This window comes from Rhodobacter sp. P1_C2, assembly GCF_056406375.1.
The window spans coordinates 302,700-322,278 of the sequence record NZ_JBFUAG010000001.1 but is presented as its reverse complement, the minus strand read 5'-3'; the positions used below and the strand labels follow the sequence as shown (position 1 = coordinate 322,278).

Genomic DNA, 19,579 nt, shown 5'->3' with positions numbered 1-19,579 from the left:
TTACCCGAGCTTGATCGTGGTGTCGTTGATGAAAGCGGCGACCGGCACCTGCAGGTTGCGCGGGGCCGGCCCTTTGCGGATGCGGCCTGCCGTGTCGTATTGCGACCCGTGGCAGGGGCAGAACCAACCGCCGAACTCGCCCGCGCCATTGCCCAGCGGCACGCAGCCGAGGTGGGTGCAGACGCCCATCATCACCAGCCACTTGCCGTCCTTGTCGAGCGCGCGGTTCGCGTCGCTTGCATCGGTGCCGGCGGGCAGGTTGTCGTTTTCGGCATTCGTGTCGACCAGATCGGAGAGTTTGACCTCTTGCCCGGCCTTGATCTCGTCGGCGGTGCGGTGACGCACGAAGACCGGCTTGCCGCGCCACAGCACGGTCAGCTGGGTGCCTTCGGCCACGCCGGAAATGTCAACTTCGATCGAGGCGAGCGCCTTGACGTCAGCAGAAGGGTTCATCTGGTTGACCAGCGGCCAAACCGCCGCACCAGTTGCCACGACGCCAGCCCCGGCGGTCGCGTAATACAGGAAATCCCGCCGATCGGCGTTGTGGGATCCTGCGCTGTCGTCAGCATGGGACACGAATATTTCTCCCTTCCGCTGGCCGCCGTTGTCAGCAGCCCCTGAACCTCAACAGACCGTGATACGCTCACAGCCTTGCCCGGCGGGTTTTAGCCAAGGATTGCCGGGCCGTCCAGCGGTCAAAGGCGCGCAGGGCTTTGCGAAACCCGATTTCCTTGAGGAGCGACCTTGAAGTCGCAACCCGCGCCCCCATATTGCCCGCCCCGCGTCATGGCCCGGCGCTTTGGGGTCTGGTCACGCCCGGGGAACGGTCGCCTGCATCGCCGGCCTCTGGGCGAATCCCGCCTCCCAGGCGGCAAGCGCGGGATGCCCGGCCCGCCAGTCGCGCGCGGCGTGGCGGAAGTCGAGGTAACCGAGGCCGCAGGCCAGGGCGATCTGCCCTATATCCACCGGCCCCGACAGCTGCGCCATGCCGGTGCTTTCCAGCATGTCGAGCGTGCGGGCGACCTTGGCCCATTGCCCCTCGACCCAGGGCGCAAAGCAGATCTCGGCCGGGCGGATGCGCGCTTCGTAGACCATGAGCAACGCCGCCTCCAGCAGCCCGTCGGCCGTGGCTTCCAGCGTCAGAACCTCCCAGATCCGCGCTTCAGGATAGAATCCCCCCGAGAAGCGGCTGTCGAGATAGCGGCAGATCACCCGGCTGTCATAGATCGCCTTGCCGTCCTCGGTGATCAGCGTCGGCAGCTTGCCCAGCGGGTTCTTGTCGATCGGCATGGTCCCCGGCGCCACGGCCGTACCGGCGGCGGGCAAGAGTTCGATCTGGTCGGTGATGCCCAGCTCATGCGCCAAAGCCATGACCTTGCGGACAAAGGGGGATGCGGGCGAATGGTAAAGCTGCATGGGCGGACCTCTCTCTGGGGTGCCCTTTGCTAACCCGTGCTTCGGGCGCTGTACAGAAGCCGCTCAGATGTCCTGCATCGCGCGGGCCAGTGCGGTCGAGGCACCGCCCAAGTTGTCCAGCGCGCGGATCACCCCGGCGCGGGCCTCCTCGGTCTTGTTCTGGTTCAGCTTCCAGGTGCCGTCGACCTGGGTGATCTGCAGCCGGAAGGGCCGAATCATCCGCATCATCCGCGCCATGACTCCCTCGGTCATCTTGGTGCTTTTCCAGACCGGCTTCGGCGCCAGCCGCGCCTCGAACATGTCGGACAGCGCGTTGACATGAGGCTCCAGCGCCTCGGGCGGCAGTTCGGTCAGGGTGCCGCGCAGGTGGACGGCGATGTAGTTCCAGGTCGGGACCTGATCCTCGACGCCATACCAATCGGGCGAGACATAGCCATCCGCCCCCGAGACCGCCAGCACGGCGGCGGCCGGCAGCCCGGCCACGATCACCCCGTTCGACCGCGCCAGATGCAGGTCGGCATGGCTGCCATCCGCGGACATCAGGAAGGGCACATGCGCCAGAACCGGGCCGGAAGCGCCATTGACCGCGAGCACGCCAAAGCCGCGCGACCGCGCGAAATCGAGGTTGCGTTCAAGCGGGGTCTGACGGAAGGCGGGATTGGGATGCATGGCGAACCTGAGAAGCGAAACATCTGGGAACAAATGAAAAAGCCGCCGAGTTTCCCCTGGCGGCCCATCATCCGTGCTGAAAGCTCACACTCAACCCTGACGGGCCTTGTAGCGCTTTTGCGTCTTGTTGATCACATAGACGCGGCCCTTACGGCGCACGACCTGGCAATCGCGATGACGCGTCTTCAGCGAGCGGAGCGAGTTTGCAACCTTCATGGCTGTCTCCTTCTGTTCGCGGCGCGTCCTCGCGCCAATTGAAAACCGTGCCGGTCTTGCGACCGGCGGTGAATGGTGGGCGGTACTGGGATCGAACCAGTGGCCACTACGATGTCAACGTAGTGCTCTACCGCTGAGCTAACCGCCCTCCGTTCCGTCGCATCCCGCCTTCACAGCCAAACTGGCGTCGGGCAAAACCGCGTCGGTGCCGGGTCTATAAAGAGAGTCGCCGGGCTGTTCAAGGGCTTTCTCCACACCGAATTTACCCGCTATACCTAGGCGATGGAGGAACGCATGACCGAGTATTCCGAGGGCCTTTCCTTTCGCCTTGCCAGACCCGAGCGGCAAGTGACCAGCGTGATTTTCTCTTCTCCGCATTCCGGGCGCGAATATCCGCCTGAATTTCTTGCCTCCAGCCCGCTGTCGCCGACCCAGCTGCGCTCCTCCGAGGATGCCTATGTCGACAAGCTTTTCGCCCGTGCGCCGCTGAACGGCGCGCCGCTTCTGTGCGCCCGCGCGCCCCGGGCCTTCATCGACCTCAACCGCGGCTGCGACGAGCTGGACCCCGCCGTGATCGAGGGGGTGACGCGCCCGGCGCATAATCCGCGAATCTCCTCCGGGCTGGGCGTGATCCCCCGCGTCGTGGCGGGCGGGCGGGCGATCTATTCCGGCAAGATGGGCCGCGCCGAGGCCGAGGCGAGAATCGACAGCCACTGGCGGCCCTGGCATGCCACGCTGCGCGACCTCGTGGCCGAGACCCATGCGACCTTCGGCGAGGCGATCCTGATCGATTGCCATTCGATGCCGCATGAGGCGATCGAGGCCCATGCCCGCCCGGGCCATGCCCTGCCCGAGGTGGTGCTGGGCGACCGCTTCGGCGCCGCCGCCTCCCGCGAGGTGGTGGAGCAGATCGAGGGGATCTTTGCCGCCGCAGGCTTCCGCGTCGCCCGCAACTCGCCCTTCGCGGGGGCCTACATCACCCAGGCCTATGGCCACCCGGTCAGCCGCAAACATGTGGTCCAGGTCGAGATCGACCGCTCGCTCTACCTCGACGAGCGCAGGGTCGAGCCGCTGCCCTGCTTTTCCGCCTTCTGCCTGCGCATGTCGCGCGTCGTGGCCGATATTGCCAGCATCGGGCGCCGCGCCCTGCCGATCGCGGCCGAATGAGAGACGTCTAGAAAGGAGAGGCCCATGCGCCTGTTTGCCGCCAAAGGATTTGCCGTGACCGGACTGGCTGTCACCCTGGCCCTTCCCGCCGGGGCCGAGGACCGCTGGGCCACGATCCCGATGCCGCCACCGATGCCGACCCCGGTCGCCAGCGGCATGGCCGCCGTCAACGGGATCGAGATGTATTACGCCACCTTCGGTGCCGGCGAGCCGGTGCTGCTGATCCATGGCGGGCTGGGCAATTCGGACCTCTGGGCCAATCAGGTGATCGACCTGATGCAGGACCACCTGGTCATCGTGGCCGACAGCCGGGGCCACGGCCGCTCCACCCGGACGGAAGAGCCCTTCGGCTATGACCTGATGGCCTCGGACTACCTGGCGCTGATGGATTATCTGAAGGTCGATACCGTCGATCTGGTCGGATGGTCGGATGGAGGGATCATCGGGCTCGACATCGCGATGCACCACCCCGAGCGGTTGAAGCACCTCTTCGCCCAGGCCGCGAATATCACGACCGATGGCGTGGACCCGAAGGTGGGTGAGGACAAGCAGTTCGGGGAGTACATCGACTGGATGGGCAAGGATTACGCCCGGCTTTCGCCGACGCCGGACCAGTACGAGGCCTTCGTCACCCAGATCTCGGCCATGTGGGCCAGCCAGCCGAACTGGACCGATGCCGAAGTTTCCGCGATCAAGGTGCCGACCGTGGTGGCGGCAGGCGATCATGACCAGGCGATCCTGCCCGCCCATACCGAGAAGATCGCGAGCCTGATTCCGGGGGCCAAGCTGGTGATCCTGCCCGATACCAGCCATTTCGCCCTGCTGCAGGCGCCTCAGGATTATACAAAGGCGGTGCGCGCGCTGATCGACAACTGAGCTTGGTCCCGGCCGAGGACGCGGGGGTTTTCCACCCCCGCACCCCCGGAGGATATTTGTGCAAGAATGAAAGGGATCAGCGCGGGGTTTTGAGCCCTCAGCGGAGTGCGCGGCCCTTGATGATGGCTTCCTGGCCAAAGCGGGCGCGTATCGCGTCGGCGGCGCGTTCGGCCTTGGCGCGTTTGGGGGCATCCGGGTCGAGGAGGTCGGGGGAGAGGTCGGCCTGATCCTCGGGCGCGAGGTCGGAGATGCCGACGCCGATCAGCCGGAACGGGCCCTTGGTGCCGGCATTGACGAAAAGCGCCTTGGCGGCGCGGTAGATCCGGTCGGTCAGCTGGGTCGGATCGGACAGGGCATGGCGACGGGTGACGATCTGGAAATCACCGCGCCTGAGTTTGAGCGTGACGGTGCGGCCCGAAAGCTGCTTGGCCTTGGCGCGGTCGGCGACCTGTTCGGAGAGGCGCCAGATATGGCCGTCCAGCAGGTCGGCATCCGACGTATCCTCGAAGAACGTGGTCTCTTTCGAGATGGATTTGAGCTTTTCATCCCTCGTGACGCGCCGCGCATCCTCGCCCCGGGCGAGTTGATAAAGCCGCTCGCCGGTCTGGCCGAAACGGGCCTGCAGATCGCCGCGGTCCCAGCGCAGAAGGTCGGCGATGGTGCGGATGCCCGCGGCCTCGAGCTGGGCCTGGGTCGCCACCCCGACACCCCAGATGATCCGCACCGGCTTGCTGCGCAGGAAATCCGCCGTCTCGGCCTTGCCCACCACCGAAAACCCGCGCGGCTTGTCGAGGTCGGAGGCGATCTTGGCCAGGAACTTGTTGTGCGACAGGCCGATCGAGCCGGTGACGCCAATCTGCGTCTCCATCTCGCGGGTCAGGCGGGCGAGCATCACGGCGGGCGGCGCGCCATGCAGGCGGGCGGTGCCGGTCAGGTCGAGGAAGGCCTCGTCCAGCGACAGGGGCTGGATCGCGGGGGTCAGCACCTCCATCAAGGCGCGGATCTGGCGCGAGACCTCGACATAGACCGACATCCGCGGCTTGACCACCGTGGCCTGCGGGCAGAGCTTCAGCGCCTGGAACATCGGCATCGCCGAGCGCACGCCATGGATGCGGGCGAGGTAGCAGCAGGTCGAAACCACCCCCCTTGTGCCGCCGCCCACGATCAGGGGCACATCGCGCAGGGCCGGATTGTCGCGCTTTTCGACCGAGGCATAGAAGGCGTCGCAGTCCATATGGGCGATCGAAAGGCTCTCCAGCTCGGCATGGGAGACGACGCGCGGGCTGCGGCAGGCCGGGCAGCGGGCACCGGCAGCAAAAAGGGTCAGACAGTCGCGACACAGCGTGGACATGATCGCCCTCTCCTACCACGCAGGACCTGCCTTCGGAAAGCGGCGACAGCGCCGGGGCAGGCAAAAGCAGGGGCGGCCAAAATTCGCCACCGCTCCGCGAAACTGCAAAAAAATGATGCAACGCCATAAAAATAGTGCAAAAAGTGCCCTACAGATGCGGATATGGAGCGACACGCGATTGCATTACCTGGGGTTCAATCAGTCGTTAATGCCGCCCGCGTAGTATTCTCTGCGCGACCGATCCCAGCGGCAGCATGGACAGGACCTCATGCCAAGATTGACGTGTATCACGACCACCTACAACGAAGGACGCGCCCTGCTGACCAGCGTCAATTCGATCCTCGCGCAGAGCTTTACGGATTTTCAGTATATCCTGGTCGACGACGGCTCCACCCATGCCACGACCGACATTCTGGCCGGCCTTGACGATCCGCGCATCCTGGTGATCCGGCAGGCCAATGACGGGCTGTCCAGCGCCCGCAACCGCGCGATCGAACGGGCGACCGGGGATTACATCTGCTTCCTCGATGCCGACGATTCCCGGCCGAACTGGTCTTTCGCGGCGATCGCAAACGTCCTGGCGGCGCATGAGCCTGACCTTCTGATCTGCCCCGGCATCCTGCAGGATCTGCGCAACGACATCGGGGCCTTCTACGACGACCGCCTGTTCAAGGCGATCGCCGCGATCAGCCCGGGCAATTTCACCGAACGCGGTCAGGCGGATTTCACCCGGATCTCCTGCCTTGCCCAGCGGATCGAGCCGCAATCGGCCAACAAGGTGGTCCGGCGCGGCTTTCTGCAGCAGACCGGCGTCGGCTTTCCCAACACCCATTTCTTCGAGGACATCTATTTCCACACCGGCCTGATCGCCGCGGCGGACAAGATCGCCTTCCTCGACACGCCCGCCTTCACCTATTTCCGCCGCTACAACCGGCCCCAGATCACCGCGACCTCCGGCGACATGCGCTTTGGCATCATCGCCGTGACCAAGCTGACGCTGGAAGCCTTCGCCCAGCGGCCCGAATTCCACAATGCCGCGCATCGTGCCGCCGTGCTCGCCTCCTGCATGCGGATCGTGGAATGGTGCGGCGACACGATTTCGCTGCAGCACCGGGCCAGCTATCGGCAAAGCATGCAGATCATGCTGGCGATGATCGACCCGCTCTATCTGCATCTGCCGGCCGGCATTCCCGGCGAGGCGGGCGATCTTGAACATCTGCGGCGCTACATCGGAACCTTGTCCGATGCCGCGTGACGAAAAGAATACACATGAAGCGTTGATGGAGGTGGGTTCCGTGACTGCCCCAGTGTCCGAATTTTCGGAAGTCGATCTGATCGAAGCCCTGCTGGACGGCCAAGCCCTGGTCCCCGAGACGGTGACGGTCAAGGCCTTCGGTCAAAGCTGCGACCTGCACGCGCCCCAGTTCAACTTCCTGCAGGTCGACTCGCTTTGGCGGCTGGAGATGATCTATCAGGCGGCGCTGGCGACGCAGACCCTGGCGCAGACCGGCCTCGCGCTGGATATCGGCGCTGGCTTCGGCGCCTTCGCCATTCCCTTTGCCGCGGCCTTTCCGGGCTGGCAGGTCTTCTGCTTTGAACCCGACCCGCAGACTTTCGCGGCGCTGCGCCAGAACATCGCAACCCAGGGCCTGACCAATGTGATTGCCCTGCCCTTCGCCATCGGCTCCGCGGCCGAGGATGCGCCCGCAGACCCCGAACGCGCCCGCCAGATCCTCGCCGACATGGCCTCTGGCCAGATGGACGGGATGGAGGAGCTTGCCGCCCTGCTGCCGATCCGCGGCTTCAACCGGCATGACCAGAACCTCGGCTATATGGAACGTGGCACCGAACCGGCGGAGGATTTCACCGAAGTTGCGGTTCCAACGCTTTCGGCGCGGGAGCTGGCGGTGCTGAAGCCGCGGCTTCTGAAACTCCTCGCCCCCAAGTCCGAGGCGCAGATCCTCGAAGACCTCAAGACCTGCCCGCTGGATCACATCATCGGCGAAACCTGGTCGCATGTGCCTTCGGCGCTGGTCTTTGCCGGGGCGGCGGGGCTGCGGCAGACCTGGCTGCCGCTGGCCGGCACCGCCCTTCTGGGCCTGCGCCGCACCCGGGAAACGCTGGAGCCGCGGCTCGATGTGGTCGTGGCGATGTACAATTCCCGTGATTTCATCGTCGACTGCGTCGAGGGCATCCTGAACGGCGACAGCGGCGAGGTGCGGGCGCTGGTGGTCGACGACGGCTCGACCGACGATTGCGCCGCGGTGGTTCGGGCGCATTTCGCCGATGACCCGCGGGTCGTCCTCTTGCAAAAGCCCAACGGCGGCTGCGCCTCGGCGCGCAATTACGGGCGGATGCATTCGACCGCCTCGCATATCGCCTTCGTCGATGCCGATGACATTCCGGGGCCGGGGCTTTTTGCCGGTCTCCTCGAACTTGCGCGCCACACCGGGGCAGAGATCGTGCAGGGCGGCTTCGAACTTCTGTTCGCCGATGACGCGGGCGGCTTGCGCAGCGAACCCTCCTACGAGGCGGCGGATGACATCGTGAAACACGCCCGCCGGCACGATTTTGGCACGGGCACCTGCCACCTGCTGGAATCGCGGTTTCTGAGCCAGGGCCAGCCCTCGATCTGGCGAAGGGTCTATCGGCGCGACTTTCTCGACAATCGCAAGATCTGGTTCCCCGAACATATCCGCGCCTTCGACGATCAGATCTTCCAAATGCTGACCCTGCAGGCGGTGCATAACGTGCCGGTGCTGGACGGCGTCTCTTATGGCTACCGGCAGCATCCGGGCCAGGACATCCGCCGCGATGACGAGCGCAATTTCTACTCGCTGGAAATGTTCCGCCTTCTGCTGAAACGCGGCGCTTCCGACGGGTGGAGCGATTTTGCCCCGATGCTGCGCAGCTTCATCAACACGGTGAACTGGATCTACCCGAACCTGCGCCCCGATCTGCGGCCCGCCTTCATCAAGGGCGCGGCAGAGCTTTGGGTCTATGCCCGCAAGACCCTGGGCGAGGTGGTTTTTGCCGCCCTGCCGACCTCGGCCTTCCTGCCCCTCGACTTCGGCTTCCACGTCGCGGTGCTGGAAGAGCGGCTGAAGGGTTTCGGCCCCTCCTACGGCTGGGCCTATCTCGATTCCTTCGAGATGCATGTGCCGATGATGAAATCGCTGCGCAAATAGGCTTAAGAAGGTTTGAGCGCGGCGGCGCGCAGGGTCGACAGCCTTTGGCGCGGCGCAATCGCCTCGGGCGCGATGGCGAGGTTGAGGACAGCGCCCTGGCCCGCCTCTGCCGCCGCAACGGCACGGGCGAAGGCGGCGGCAAAATCCTCGGTGCGTTCGACCCTTTCGGCGAAAAGCCCATAGGCGCGGGCGACCTCGGCGAAGTCGGGGTTGACCATCGTGGTGCCAAAGACCCGTGCCGGAAACTGGCGTTCCTGATGGGCGCGGATCGTGCCGTAGATCCCGTTGTCGAGGATCAGGACAATCGGCGTCGCGCCATGCTGGGCGAGCGTCGCCAGCTCCTGACAATTCATCTGGAAATCGCCATCGCCGGCAAAGCAGACCACGCGGCGCCCCGGATGGGCGATGCTGGCCGCGATGGCCGCGGGCAGACCGTAGCCCATCGCCCCCGATTGCGGCGCCAGAAGCCTCGTCTGCGCGCCAAAGCGGAAATGCCGGCTGGGCCAGGTCGCGAAATTCCCCGCGCCATTGGTCAGGATCACATCCTCGGGCAGAACCTGCGCCAGCACCGTCATCACCGCCGCCATATCGACCGGCGAGGGCTGGGCGGGCGCGGCGAAAGCCGTCTCGTAAAGGCCGCGCGCCTTGGCCCGCCAATCGGCCCAATCCCCCGCAACCGGGCTCAGCGCCGCGGAAAAGGCGTTCGGCCCCGCCTGGATCGGCTCTGCCGCCACATAGATCTTGCCCAACTCCTCTGACGCGGGGTGAACATGGATCAGCCTTTGCTTGGGCAGCGGCACCGACAGAAGCGTATAGGCCCCCGTCGTCATCTCATCCATCCGCAGGTTCAGGGCGAGGATCACATCGGCGTTCCGGATCATCTCGGCCAGATGCGGCCACATGCCGACCCCGGCCTCGCCGACAAAGACCCGCGCATTGTGGTCGATCACGTCCTGGCACCGAAAGGCCGCGGCGACCGGAATGTCCGAAGCCTCGGCAAAGGCCCGCAAGGCTGCACGCCCCGCCTCTGTCCAGCCGGTGCCGCCGGCCAGGATCAGCGGGCGCGCGGCCCCGGCCAGAAGCGCAAGGGCGCGGGTCAGCGCTTGGGCATCCGGGGCGGGTTCGGCGATCTGCGGCAGGGGGGCGGCAAGGGGAGGCACATCGCTCAGCTCGGCCAGCATATCCTCGGGCAGGGCCACGACGACCGGGCCGGGGCGGCCAGAGATGGCCGTGGTCCAGGCGCGGGCGAGAAGCTCGGAGATGCGGGCGGTCTCGTCGATCTCGACCACATATTTCGCCATCGTGCCAAAGACGGCGCGGTAGTTCACCTCCTGAAAGCTTTCGCGCTCGCGGTCGGAACGGGCGATCTGGCCCACGAACAGCAGCATCGGCGTCGAATCCTGCCGCGCGGTGTGAAGACCGATCATCGCGTTGGAGGCGCCGGGCCCGCGCGTGACCATGCAGATGCCGGGCTGGCCGGTCAGCTTGCCCCAGGCGGCCGCCATGAAACTGGCACCGCCCTCGTTGCGGCACAGCACATAGTCGAACCGCCCCGCCGTGTCATGCATCGCGTCCAGCACCGCAAGGTAGCTTTCGCCCGGCACGCCAAAGGCTTTGACCGCGCCCAAAGCCACCAGGCTTTCCACCAGAATTTGCCCGCCGTTCCGCATCACATGCCTCCAGTTTTGCCGCGATCATGGGCGAGCCGCACGGGCGTGTCGAGCGTCAGATCACCGGGGTCAGCAGCGGTTGGCCCGCGAAATGCGCCGTCAGGTTGTCGCGCATCAGCTGGCCCATCGCCTTGCGCGTCTCGACCGTGGCCGAGGCGTGGTGCGGCTGCAGCAGCACATTGGTCAGGGGCAGAAAGCGCGGGTTGATCCGCGGCTCGCCCTCGAAGACGTCGAGCGCCGCCCCGCCCAGCCGCCCGGATTCCAGCGCATCCAGCAGCGCCTCCTCGTCGATGTTGGAGGCGCGCGAGATGTTGATGAGCAGACCCTCCGGCCCCAGCGCCTCGATCACGCTGGCGCTGACGATGTGGCGGGTTTCGGCATTGGCGAGGGCGGTGACGATCAGCACATCCGACCTTGCGGCCAAGGCCACCGGGTCGGGGATGAAGTCGTAGGGCAGATCCTTGGCGCTGCGGGCGGAATAGGCGATCCTGGTGCCGAAGCCCTGCAGCCTGTCGGCCACCGCCTGCCCGATCCGCCCGAGGCCGAGGATGCCGACCTTCATCCCCGTCACCCGGCGTTGCAGCGGGAAGGCGGCCTTCTCCCAGGCGCCCGAACGCGCCCAATCCTCGGCCCGCACCATGCCGCGCGCCAGGGCCAGCATCATTCCCACCGCCAGATCGGCGCAATCGTCGTTCAGCACATCGGGCGTGTTGGTCACCCGGATGCCGCGGGCCCGGCAGGAGTCCAGATCGACGGCATCATAGCCCACGCCGTAAATGCTGATGATCTCCAGCTTCGGGCAGGCCGCGATCAGCGCGGCGGGCGTGGCCACGCCACCGCTTGTCGCAATCGCCCGGATCTCTGGCCCGACCTTGGCCAGAAAGGCCGCCTTGTCCTGCGCCGCGTGATAGGGGTGAAGCGTGAAGGCTTCTTCCAGCGGGTGCTGATCCCAGGCGGGATAGCTGCTCAGTTGCAAGACATCGGGTTTCATCGTCGCGCCTTTGGTCCTTGGGGTTGCGGCAGAGTAGAAAACCCCACCCGCCGCGTCGAGCGCCAAGTGTCCTGCGGCTGGCGATGGAGGGCGCGCCGCACTATGCTCGACGTGCAGCAGGGGGGTGTTGGCATGAACCGGATGGATGGCAAGATCTGCGTGGTGACCGGGGCGACCCAGGGCCTTGGCGCGGCCATCGCGCGGCGGTTGGCGGCGGCGGGGGCGGCGGGCCTGGTGATCACCGGGCGCAACCTGCGCCGGGGCGAGGCGACGGCCCGCGACATCGAGGCCACTTTCGGGCTTGAGACCCATTTCCTGCGTGCCGATTTCGCCCGGGTCGATGACTGCCGCCATGCCATTGCCGAGACCGACCGCCTCTTCGGCCGCATCGACGTTCTGGTCAACGCCGGCGCCGCGACCGACCGCGGCACCATTCTCGACACCTCGCCCGAGCTTTTCGACCGCATCTTCGCCACCAATGTCCGCGGCCCCTATTTCCTGATGCAGGAGGCGATCAGGCTGATGATCCGCGATGGCATCGAAGGGGCGATCTGCAACATCGGCTCGATCTCGGCGCTGGCCGGGCAGCCCTTCATCAACGCCTATTGCGCCTCCAAGGGCGCGCTGACCACGCTGACCGCCAACACGGCCTTTTCGGTCATGGCCAACCGGATCAGGGTCAATCAGTTGAACGTCGGCTGGATGGCCTCGGACCACGAACGCGAATTGCAGGCGAAGCAAGACCCCGACTGGGAGGCGAAGGCCGCCGCCAACCTGCCCTTCGGCCGGCTGGTGGACCCCGAAGAGGCGGCCCGCGCGGTCAATTTCCTCGTCTCCGCCGATGCCGGGCTGATGACCGGGTCCATCGTGAACTTCGACCAGTCGGTCTGGGGTGCTGTGGCGGGCGGCATGCCGGTGCCCGAAGGTCCGCTGCAGCTGGGCTGAGACATATTTACTTTCGGGAATATGATACTATCTTGACCCCGAACCATCGGGACCGATGCCATGCCTTCCACCGCCCCCTCCCGCTTTGACCCGCGCGGCCACCATGAGGCCCTGCCCCGCGCCGTGGCCTTCCTCAAGGTCCTCGGCCACGAGGGTCGGCTGGAGATCCTGTGCCAGCTGATCGACGGTCCGCGCAATGTGAGCGAGCTGACCCAGGCGATCGGCGCCTCGCAGCCGGCCGTGTCGCAGCAGCTGATGCGCCTGCGGGCCGAGGGGCTGGTCAAGACCGACCGGCAGGGCAAGAGCGTCTTCTACACCATCGCCCAGCCCGAAATCGCCAAGATCGTCGCGGCACTGCGCGACGCCTTCTGCACGCCGGACTGACCCCGCCTAAAGCTTGGCCGCATAACCCTGATAATCGCTTTTCGAGAACATTAGCCGGATCCGGTCCAGCTGGCGGTCGACATTGGCCAGCGGGGTTTCGCATTGCTCAACGCTCATCTCGGCGGCATGGAGGCGGTCCTTGATCAGCCCGCCGAACTTCTTCTCATCATAGGCCGGCAGCCCCTTCACCGCCTTCAGCCCCTTGGCCAGCGCGCCCGAGTCCTTCTGGAAGCCGTCGCTCAGCGTCTTGACCGCCTTGCGGGTGGCCGCGAGGTTGTCCTTGAGGATCAACGCCACATCCGCCACCTTCTTGGACAGAGCCTGGTTGTCCGGCTTGGTCACCTCGGCCTTGGCCTTTTCGGCGGTGATCTTGGCCGAGTTCGACAGGTTCAGGCTGGAGGCGATCTGCACCTTCATCTTGGTTTCCAGATCCTGGAACTCCTTGAACAGGGCCTTCAGCTGCTTTTCGACCTCTTTCTTGTCGTCCAGCGCATCGGCATCGGTCTGGGTCTTCTTCTTGGCCGCCTCGGCGAACAGCGTGCACCAGTCGGTCAGCGATTTGACCATGACCTTGCTGTCCTTGAGGTTGGCGGGCAGGGCCACATCCTCGACCTTGACGATCTTCTTGATCTCGCGCGCGGCGGTCGGGATATAGGTCTTGGAGAATTTCACCGCGCAGTCCTGCGCCAGCTTGACCCATTTCACCACATCTTCCTTGGGCGGCAGGAAGCCACGGGATTCGACCTCCTTCGCGGCCTTGGCGGCGGCCATGAATTCCTTCTTCAGCTCGGTCACCGCGGCGTCGAAGATTTCCTTGTACTTGGCCGAGACGAGGTCCACGTCGATCGTGTACTTGCGCTTGGTCAGCCCCTCGCGCGCCTTGTCGAGCTCTTTCTCCCAGAGCTTGATCTTGTCCTGGGTCGCCGTGGCCTCCTTCGACTTCAGCGGTTTCATCTTCGAGACGGCCTTGGTGAAGGCGGTGGACAGCAGATCCATCTTCTGCGCCGCGGTGTCACATTCGGCCACCGTCATCGTCGTTTCGCTTTTGGTGAAGGCGGCGAGCACGCCCTTGATGGCCTCGCCGACGCCCAGATCCTTGGCCTCCGAGGGCCGCGTGGCCTGCCAGAGCTTCACCGTGAATGTAAACGTCGCCATCGCTTCCCCCCTGAAACCGCAGCAAAGCCCTGCAATCCGACCAGTACTGACAGAGGCAAGCAACCAAGCAAGCCTTTTGCGGAAGCGGGTCGCAGAATTGTCGGGCGGCCTTGGGGGAAATCGGTCAAAGTGGCGATGCTGTCGCGCAGGCCCGCCAGACGGTTTCGCAAAAGGCCAAGGCTTCTTAAGCAGGGGACCCAATGGAGACGAAAAAATCCAGACTCATGTTGGCAAACAAAGCCGACAGGCCGGTCTTACTGTTCGTTGAACCCTGGCCGGAGCTTCATACCCTCCAGCCCGGTCAGGATATCGAAATCGAGGCCGAATATGCGAGCGACACCCGGAGCGATGCATTCTCCGTTGTCTGGTCTGACGAAGGGCTTGTCATCTACCCGCCCGGCACCATGGACGAGTTTGTCGACTGCACGGCCCGCAGGGACGGCATCACGTTGCAAACGGAAGAGTAGCGCGCAACGCTTTGCCCTTGTCCGCCGTGCAGCGCAGGTTGCGCATCTTCTCAGGGAGATCCCGCTTCAATCCGACCGCCAGGGGGACAAGCCACCGGTGTCCCCGCGGAATTGGACTCGGTACAGGTGCGTGCAGAACAAGGCGCTGAATCCTCGCTGGACAGGACGCCGCCCAATTCCCGGGCGGGATCAGCGCTGCAGGATTTTACAAGGACAGCTTCCGACCCGGCGCCGCCACCTTAGGGTTGACAAACTCCGCCACATCAAAAAAATGTGATTTGCACCCCGAACCAGGCAAGGAGTTGACAGCAGCAATGCTCATTTCTGTCAAAAACAGGTTTGTTTTTGTATCCAATACAAAGAACGCGTCGACATCCATTGAAAGCCTCCTGCTTCCGTTTTGCGAAATTGCGCGCGGCGGCACGCCCGCCCGAAAACACATCGGGATGTCGCAAGTGCTTCGGGACTACGCCTTCCTCTTCGAAAGACCGGGGTTCGAGGCCGGGACCTTCTTCAAATTCGGCGTCATGCGCGACCCGATCGAGTGGATCGTCTCGTGGTATCGCTATCGCAAGGGCAATAACATCAAGCCCGGGCTGTCTGCCAACATGAGCTTTGAAGAGTTCTGGGAGCTGAACGACTGGAACAAGATCTTTGTCGCAACCGGGAAGAAACGTCTGCAAAGCCAGTTCTTCTGCGGACCCGATGGTGAAATTCTGGTCGATTATATCATCCCCTACGCGGAACTCTCGACCCATTTTTCGCCGATTGCCCGGAGCCTCGGGGTCAACAAGGCAATTCCCCGTGAAAACACGAGCAAGATCAAAAGGGATTCGGTCGAATTGAGCGACGACCTGAAAGCGCGCATGCGGGAGTTTTACGCCGAGGATTACGCCATGATGGACCGGATCGCAGCGATCAACGAAAGGGGCATGCGGCATCTGACCGACATTGCGGCCTGACCAATGCCCGGGGTGTAACGCCCGGTTTTTGCGACCCACGCCGCTTCATTGCGCCTGACCTCTCCGCGTCTCAAAGCACAACAGGCGAGGCGCGGGCGATAAGGCCAATCACGTTCCAAGTCCGCCCGACCTGCCAGCACCTGAGCCGCCCCTCACCCTCGCGCCCTCTTCTATGGAAACACCTCTGGCGGCACCAAGCCCGGCTTGATCGGCCAATCATCTTGCCCAAACCTCCGGCGCACCAACGCCGCGTTGGGAAAAACAGCGGCGGAAAAGAAAAAGCCGTGCAATCCAGAGGATTGCACGGCTTTTCGGGATATTGGTGCCCAGAAGAGGACTCGAACCTCCACGTCTTGCAACACTGGTACCTGAAACCAGCGCGTCTACCAATTCCGCCATCTGGGCGTATCGTGGAGCGGGGTTTAGCCGCGCCTGTCGGGGGTGTCAACGGGGGGAATCGGAAAAAACGCATCCGCCTTTGGTCTTGCTGGCAGAACGTCACGCCTGTATTCAGAACCCGTCCCGCGCCCCGAATTCCGGTTGGGCGCTACCTTGCGAGGGCCTCATGAGCAAACTGGTCACGATCTTTGGCGGTTCCGGTTTTGTCGGACGGTATATCGTCCGTCGGATGGCGCGTGAGGGCTGGCGGGTCCGCGTGGCCGTGCGGCGTCCGAACGAGGCGCTGTTCGTGCGCAGCTTCGGTGCGGTCGGTCAGGTTGAGCCGGTCTTCTGCAACATCCGCGACGATGCCTCGGTGGCCAATGCGCTTCTGGGGGCCGATGCGGCGGTCAATTGCGTGGGCACCTTCGACGCCAGCGGCGCCAACAATTTCGACGCGGTGCAGACCGCCGGTGCCGGGCGCATCGCGCGCCTTGCCGCAGAGGCCGGGCTTGCGACTCTGGTCCATCTGTCGGCCATCGGGGCCGATGCGGGTTCGACCTCCGCCTATGCCCGCTCCAAGGGCGAGGGCGAGGCTGCGGTTCTGGCTTCCTTCCCCAAGGCCTTGATTCTGCGGCCTTCGGTGATTTTCGGCAACGAGGACGGCTTCTTCAACCGCTTTGCCGCGATGGCGACCAAGGGCCCGATCCTGCCGCTGGTCGGCGGCAACACGAAATTCCAGCCGGTCTATGTCGAGGACGTGGCGCAGGCCGCCGTCAAGGGCGTGCTGGGCGAGGCTTCGGGCGTCTACGAGCTGGGCGGCCCGGATGCCGAAAGCCTGAAGGCGCTGATCCAGCGGATGCTTGGCGTCGTGCAGCGCCGCCGGATGGTGATCAACCTGCCGTTCTGGGTCGGCTCGGTCATGGCCGGGGCGCTTGGCCTGATCTCGGCGATCACGGTGGGCCTCTTCAAGAACCGCATCCTCACGCTGGACCAGGTGCGCCAGCTGCACCATGACAATGTCGTCACCCCCGGGGCCAAAACCCTGGCCGATCTGGGGATCGAGGCCACCAACCTTTCCGCCGTGATCCCGGAATATCTGTGGCGCTACCGCAATGCCGGCCAGTTCGCCGCCATTCGCGATTCGGCCAAAAATCTGCGCAAGGTCTGATCCGGCCGCACATTTCGTCAGCAGACCAAGGGGATAGACGTGAGTTATCTGAGCGATGTCCTCCTGGGTGTGATCGAAGGGATCACCGAGTTCCTGCCCATCTCCAGCACCGGCCACCTGCTTCTGGCCGAACACTGGCTGGGCGCGCGGTCGGAGATGTACAATATCGTCATCCAGGCGGGGGCGATCCTCGCCGTGACGCTGATCTACTGGCGGCGCATCGTCGCCCTGCTGACCGGCTGGCAGGATGCGAAGAACCAAAGCTACCTGATCAAGCTGATCCTCGCCTTCCTGATCACCGCCATCCTGGGCCTCGTGGTCAAGAAACTGGGGGTGGAGCTGCCCAGCACGATCCAGCCGATCGCCTGGGCTCTGGTCATCGGCGGGGTCTGGATGATCGTGGCCGAGCATTTCGCGGCCAAACAGCCCGACCGCACCACGATCACCCTGCGCGTTGCTATCGCCGTCGGTCTGGCGCAGGTGGTGGCGGGGGTGTTCCCCGGCACATCGCGCTCTGCCGCGACGATCTTTGTCGCCATGCTGATCGGCACTTCGAACCGGGCGGCCGCGACCGAGTTCGCCTTTCTGGTCGGCATCCCGACCATGTATGCCGCCAGCGGCTATGAGCTTCTCAAGAAGATGCACAGCGGCGGGTCCGAGGATTGGACCGGGCTGGCCATTGCCTTCGTCGTCTCCACCGTCACCGCCTTTGTCGCGGTGAAATGGCTGCTCACCTATATCCGCAGCCACCGCTTCACCGCTTTCGCGGTCTACCGCATCCTGTTCGGCGGCCTGCTTCTGATCCTCTCGGCGGTGGGCGTCGTCGCTTAAGCCTGCGAATCACCTGCGGAAATTGGGGGTTTTGACACTCTCATGACAGTTGGGTAACCTTTACTGACCCATTTTTCGCCTAAAATTGTGGCTTAGGGTGAAAATCTTCCGGGAAATGCTTTTATAGGTCAGCATTACTGACTTTTATTTCTGTTCGGCACGGGGTATCAACCCGGACCCGGGCGAGAATATGGGAGCTTTGCCGATGGCCGTTCAACGCATGCTGAAATTCGTGTCCCTGGGCAAGGAGACACCCGAGAAGCGCCCCGCCAATTTGCGCGCCGAGGATTTCCACGAGATCTACCGCCAGTTCGCCGCTTCCAAGGCCGCCGAGCAGGCCAGCCGGTGCAGCCAGTGCGGCGTGCCCTATTGCCAGTCGCATTGCCCCTTGCACAACAACATCCCCGACTGGCTGCGCCTGACCGCCGAGGGCCGGTTGCAAGAGGCCTACGAGCTGTCCCAGGCCACCAACACCTTCCCCGAGATCTGCGGCCGCATCTGCCCGCAGGACCGGCTGTGCGAAGGCAACTGCGTCATCGAACAATCGGGCCATGGCACCGTGACCATCGGCTCGGTCGAGAAATACCTCACCGACCTCGCCTGGGAAAACGGCTGGGTCGCGCCGATCAAGCCGGGTGCCGAGCGTCCGGAAACCGTGGGCATCATCGGTGCCGGTCCGGGCGGCCTTGCGGCTGCCGATGTGCTGCGCCGCGCCGGCGTGCAGGTCACGGTCTATGACCGCTATGACCGCGCGGGCGGCCTTCTGACCTATGGCATCCCCGGCTTCAAGCTGGAAAAGCCGGTGGTCATGCAGCGCATCGAACAGCTGGAGGCGGCGGGCGTCACCTTCGTTCTGAACTGCAAGGTCGGCGAGGATCTGTCCTTCGACGCGATCCGCGGCCGCCATGACGCGATGCTGATCGCGACCGGCGTCTACAAGTCGCGCGACATCTCGGCCCCCGGCGTCGGCGCCAAGGGCATCGTCAAGGCGCTGGATTACCTGACCGTTTCGAACCGCAAGAGCTTTGGCGATGACGTGGCCGAATTCGACTCGGGCGAGTTGAACGCCGAGGGCAAGCGCGTCGTCGTCATCGGCGGCGGCGATACGGCGATGGACTGCGTGCGCACGGCTATCCGGCAGGGGGCAACCTCGGTCAAGTGCCTCTACCGCCGCGACAAGGCCAACATGCCGGGCAGCCAGCGCGAAGTGCAGAATGCCGAGGAGGAAGGCGTCGAATTCGTCTGGCTTTCGGCGCCGAAGGGCTTCACCGGCGGCGTTTCCGTCGATGGCGTCATGGTGCAGAAGATGCGCCTTGGCGCCCCCGATGCCAGCGGCCGGCAGATGCCCGAGCTGATCGAAGGCGCGGATTACATCGAACCCGCCGATCTGGTGGTGCAGGCCCTGGGTTTCGAGCCGGAAGAGCTGCCCAAGCTCTGGGGCGTGCCGGAACTGGCCGTGACCCGCTGGGGCACGATCAAGGCCGATTTCCGCAGCCATGCGACCAGCCTGCCCGGCGTCTATGCCGCGGGCGACATCGTGCGCGGGGCGAGCCTGGTGGTCTGGGCGATCCGCGATGGGCGTGAAGCAGCCGATGCGATCCTGACCTACCTGTCGCAAGCGGCCTCGGTTGCGGCAGAGTAAGGCGGCACGCGGGGCGAGTCTGGCTTCCGTCTTCCTTCCGTCTTCCTTCGGTGAAGACAAAGGGAAGACGCGGCGCCGGGGTGATGAATGGCTTGGTCAG

General features: G+C 64.7%; 19 protein-coding genes and 2 tRNA genes. 11 read left to right on the top strand and 10 right to left on the bottom strand.

The features are described from left to right. The 5 genes from petA to AC1DZT_RS01520 all read right to left on the bottom strand — a co-directional run bounded on the left by petA (position 1) and on the right by AC1DZT_RS01520 (position 2,449). On the bottom strand, positions 1–576 hold the full coding sequence (petA, locus tag AC1DZT_RS01540) for a ubiquinol-cytochrome c reductase iron-sulfur subunit (RefSeq protein WP_478004825.1): 576 nt from the start codon (positions 574–576) through the stop codon (positions 1–3). Positions 577–810: 234 nt separating this feature from the next. Further along, positions 811–1,416, bottom strand: coding sequence for a glutathione S-transferase (locus AC1DZT_RS01535; protein ID WP_478004824.1), 606 nt, complete (start codon positions 1,414–1,416; stop codon positions 811–813). A gap of 63 nt (positions 1,417–1,479) precedes the next feature. Then, the gene (locus AC1DZT_RS01530) at positions 1,480–2,085 is read right to left on the bottom strand and encodes an FMN-binding negative transcriptional regulator (protein WP_478004823.1); all 606 of its coding nucleotides are present in this window, start codon (positions 2,083–2,085) and stop codon (positions 1,480–1,482) included. Between the two features lie 90 nt (positions 2,086–2,175). Then, the gene (ykgO, locus tag AC1DZT_RS01525) at positions 2,176–2,301 is read right to left on the bottom strand and encodes a type B 50S ribosomal protein L36 (protein WP_023666132.1); all 126 of its coding nucleotides are present in this window, start codon (positions 2,299–2,301) and stop codon (positions 2,176–2,178) included. A gap of 73 nt (positions 2,302–2,374) precedes the next feature. Further along, positions 2,375–2,449 (bottom strand) — tRNA-Val (locus tag AC1DZT_RS01520). 146 nt (positions 2,450–2,595) lie between these two features. Between AC1DZT_RS01520 and AC1DZT_RS01515 the strand changes: the two genes are divergently transcribed. Continuing rightward, on the top strand, positions 2,596–3,468 hold the full coding sequence (locus AC1DZT_RS01515) for an N-formylglutamate amidohydrolase (RefSeq protein ID WP_478004822.1): 873 nt from the start codon (positions 2,596–2,598) through the stop codon (positions 3,466–3,468). A 24-nt stretch (positions 3,469–3,492) separates the two neighbouring features. Then, positions 3,493–4,344, top strand: a complete 852-nt coding sequence (locus AC1DZT_RS01510; RefSeq protein ID WP_478004821.1) for an alpha/beta fold hydrolase — start codon at positions 3,493–3,495, stop codon at positions 4,342–4,344. A gap of 97 nt (positions 4,345–4,441) precedes the next feature. On the opposite strand, the gene AC1DZT_RS01505 is transcribed toward AC1DZT_RS01510, so the two are convergent. Beyond that, the gene (locus AC1DZT_RS01505; protein WP_478004820.1) at positions 4,442–5,695 is read right to left on the bottom strand and encodes a DNA polymerase IV; all 1,254 of its coding nucleotides are present in this window, start codon (positions 5,693–5,695) and stop codon (positions 4,442–4,444) included. Between the two features lie 268 nt (positions 5,696–5,963). Here AC1DZT_RS01505 and AC1DZT_RS01500 point away from each other — a divergent pair, with 268 nt between their 5' ends. After that, entirely contained in the window at positions 5,964–6,950 is a 987-nt protein-coding gene (locus AC1DZT_RS01500; protein WP_478004819.1) for a glycosyltransferase family 2 protein, read from the top strand. A gap of 40 nt (positions 6,951–6,990) precedes the next feature. After that, complete coding sequence (locus AC1DZT_RS01495; protein ID WP_478004818.1) at positions 6,991–8,883, top strand: FkbM family methyltransferase; 1,893 nt, start codon at positions 6,991–6,993, stop codon at positions 8,881–8,883. Positions 8,884–8,885: 2 nt separating this feature from the next. On the opposite strand, the gene AC1DZT_RS01490 is transcribed toward AC1DZT_RS01495, so the two are convergent. Both AC1DZT_RS01490 and AC1DZT_RS01485 read right to left on the bottom strand, forming a co-directional pair. Continuing rightward, a complete protein-coding gene (locus AC1DZT_RS01490) occupies positions 8,886–10,553 on the bottom strand; it encodes a thiamine pyrophosphate-dependent enzyme (protein ID WP_478004817.1) in 1,668 nt (555 codons plus the stop codon). Between the two features lie 55 nt (positions 10,554–10,608). After that, entirely contained in the window at positions 10,609–11,544 is a 936-nt protein-coding gene (locus AC1DZT_RS01485) for a 2-hydroxyacid dehydrogenase (protein ID WP_478004816.1), read from the bottom strand. Positions 11,545–11,676: 132 nt separating this feature from the next. Between AC1DZT_RS01485 and AC1DZT_RS01480 the strand changes: the two genes are divergently transcribed. Both AC1DZT_RS01480 and AC1DZT_RS01475 read left to right on the top strand, forming a co-directional pair. Next, positions 11,677–12,489 carry an SDR family oxidoreductase gene (locus AC1DZT_RS01480; protein WP_478004815.1) on the top strand — a complete coding sequence of 271 codons (813 nt, stop codon included), beginning with the start codon at positions 11,677–11,679 and terminating at the stop codon, positions 12,487–12,489. 60 nt (positions 12,490–12,549) lie between these two features. After that, on the top strand, positions 12,550–12,873 hold the full coding sequence (locus tag AC1DZT_RS01475; RefSeq protein ID WP_478004814.1) for an ArsR/SmtB family transcription factor: 324 nt from the start codon (positions 12,550–12,552) through the stop codon (positions 12,871–12,873). Between the two features lie 6 nt (positions 12,874–12,879). Here the strand turns inward: AC1DZT_RS01475 and AC1DZT_RS01470 are convergent, their stop codons facing one another. After that, entirely contained in the window at positions 12,880–14,028 is a 1,149-nt protein-coding gene (locus AC1DZT_RS01470; protein WP_478004813.1) for a hypothetical protein, read from the bottom strand. A 200-nt stretch (positions 14,029–14,228) separates the two neighbouring features. Between AC1DZT_RS01470 and AC1DZT_RS01465 the strand changes: the two genes are divergently transcribed. Both AC1DZT_RS01465 and AC1DZT_RS01460 read left to right on the top strand, forming a co-directional pair. Next, positions 14,229–14,495: a hypothetical protein gene (locus AC1DZT_RS01465; protein WP_478004812.1), complete on the top strand. Its 267-nt coding sequence runs from the start codon at positions 14,229–14,231 to the stop codon at positions 14,493–14,495. 314 nt (positions 14,496–14,809) lie between these two features. After that, positions 14,810–15,457, top strand: a complete 648-nt coding sequence (locus AC1DZT_RS01460; RefSeq protein WP_478004811.1) for a sulfotransferase family 2 domain-containing protein — start codon at positions 14,810–14,812, stop codon at positions 15,455–15,457. 320 nt (positions 15,458–15,777) lie between these two features. Here the strand turns inward: AC1DZT_RS01460 and AC1DZT_RS01455 are convergent. Continuing rightward, positions 15,778–15,862: transfer RNA gene (locus AC1DZT_RS01455), tRNA-Leu, on the bottom strand. Positions 15,863–16,022: 160 nt separating this feature from the next. On the opposite strand from AC1DZT_RS01455, the gene AC1DZT_RS01450 reads away from it, so the two are divergent. The 3 genes from AC1DZT_RS01450 (at position 16,023) to AC1DZT_RS01440 (ending at position 19,479) form a co-directional block, all read left to right on the top strand. Then, the gene (locus AC1DZT_RS01450) at positions 16,023–17,006 is read left to right on the top strand and encodes a complex I NDUFA9 subunit family protein (protein ID WP_478004810.1); all 984 of its coding nucleotides are present in this window, start codon (positions 16,023–16,025) and stop codon (positions 17,004–17,006) included. A gap of 39 nt (positions 17,007–17,045) precedes the next feature. Continuing rightward, positions 17,046–17,837, top strand: coding sequence for an undecaprenyl-diphosphate phosphatase (locus tag AC1DZT_RS01445; RefSeq protein ID WP_478004809.1), 792 nt, complete (start codon positions 17,046–17,048; stop codon positions 17,835–17,837). Positions 17,838–18,042: 205 nt separating this feature from the next. Continuing rightward, on the top strand, positions 18,043–19,479 hold the full coding sequence (locus tag AC1DZT_RS01440; RefSeq protein WP_478004808.1) for an NAD(P)-dependent oxidoreductase: 1,437 nt from the start codon (positions 18,043–18,045) through the stop codon (positions 19,477–19,479). Positions 19,480–19,579 lie beyond the last annotated feature (100 nt).

Bases quoted from the DNA above. Each gene is read 5' to 3' on its own strand.
- AC1DZT_RS01535 (WP_478004824.1), bottom strand. From the start codon at position 1,416: ATGCAGCTTTACCATTCGCCCGCATCCCCCTTTGTCCGCAAGGTCATG.
- AC1DZT_RS01530 (WP_478004823.1), bottom strand. From the start codon at position 2,085: ATGCATCCCAATCCCGCCTTCCGTCAGACCCCGCTTGAACGCAACCTC.
- ykgO (WP_023666132.1), bottom strand. From the start codon at position 2,301: ATGAAGGTTGCAAACTCGCTCCGCTCGCTGAAGACGCGTCATCGCGAT.
- AC1DZT_RS01515 (WP_478004822.1), top strand. From the start codon at position 2,596: ATGACCGAGTATTCCGAGGGCCTTTCCTTTCGCCTTGCCAGACCCGAG.
- AC1DZT_RS01510 (WP_478004821.1), top strand. From the start codon at position 3,493: ATGCGCCTGTTTGCCGCCAAAGGATTTGCCGTGACCGGACTGGCTGTC.
- AC1DZT_RS01505 (WP_478004820.1), bottom strand. From the start codon at position 5,695: ATGTCCACGCTGTGTCGCGACTGTCTGACCCTTTTTGCTGCCGGTGCC.
- AC1DZT_RS01500 (WP_478004819.1), top strand. From the start codon at position 5,964: ATGCCAAGATTGACGTGTATCACGACCACCTACAACGAAGGACGCGCC.
- AC1DZT_RS01490 (WP_478004817.1), bottom strand. From the start codon at position 10,553: ATGCGGAACGGCGGGCAAATTCTGGTGGAAAGCCTGGTGGCTTTGGGC.
- AC1DZT_RS01485 (WP_478004816.1), bottom strand. From the start codon at position 11,544: ATGAAACCCGATGTCTTGCAACTGAGCAGCTATCCCGCCTGGGATCAG.
- AC1DZT_RS01480 (WP_478004815.1), top strand. From the start codon at position 11,677: ATGAACCGGATGGATGGCAAGATCTGCGTGGTGACCGGGGCGACCCAG.
- AC1DZT_RS01475 (WP_478004814.1), top strand. From the start codon at position 12,550: ATGCCTTCCACCGCCCCCTCCCGCTTTGACCCGCGCGGCCACCATGAG.
- AC1DZT_RS01470 (WP_478004813.1), bottom strand. From the start codon at position 14,028: ATGGCGACGTTTACATTCACGGTGAAGCTCTGGCAGGCCACGCGGCCC.
- AC1DZT_RS01465 (WP_478004812.1), top strand. From the start codon at position 14,229: ATGGAGACGAAAAAATCCAGACTCATGTTGGCAAACAAAGCCGACAGG.
- AC1DZT_RS01460 (WP_478004811.1), top strand. From the start codon at position 14,810: ATGCTCATTTCTGTCAAAAACAGGTTTGTTTTTGTATCCAATACAAAG.
- AC1DZT_RS01450 (WP_478004810.1), top strand. From the start codon at position 16,023: ATGAGCAAACTGGTCACGATCTTTGGCGGTTCCGGTTTTGTCGGACGG.
- AC1DZT_RS01440 (WP_478004808.1), top strand. From the start codon at position 18,043: ATGGCCGTTCAACGCATGCTGAAATTCGTGTCCCTGGGCAAGGAGACA.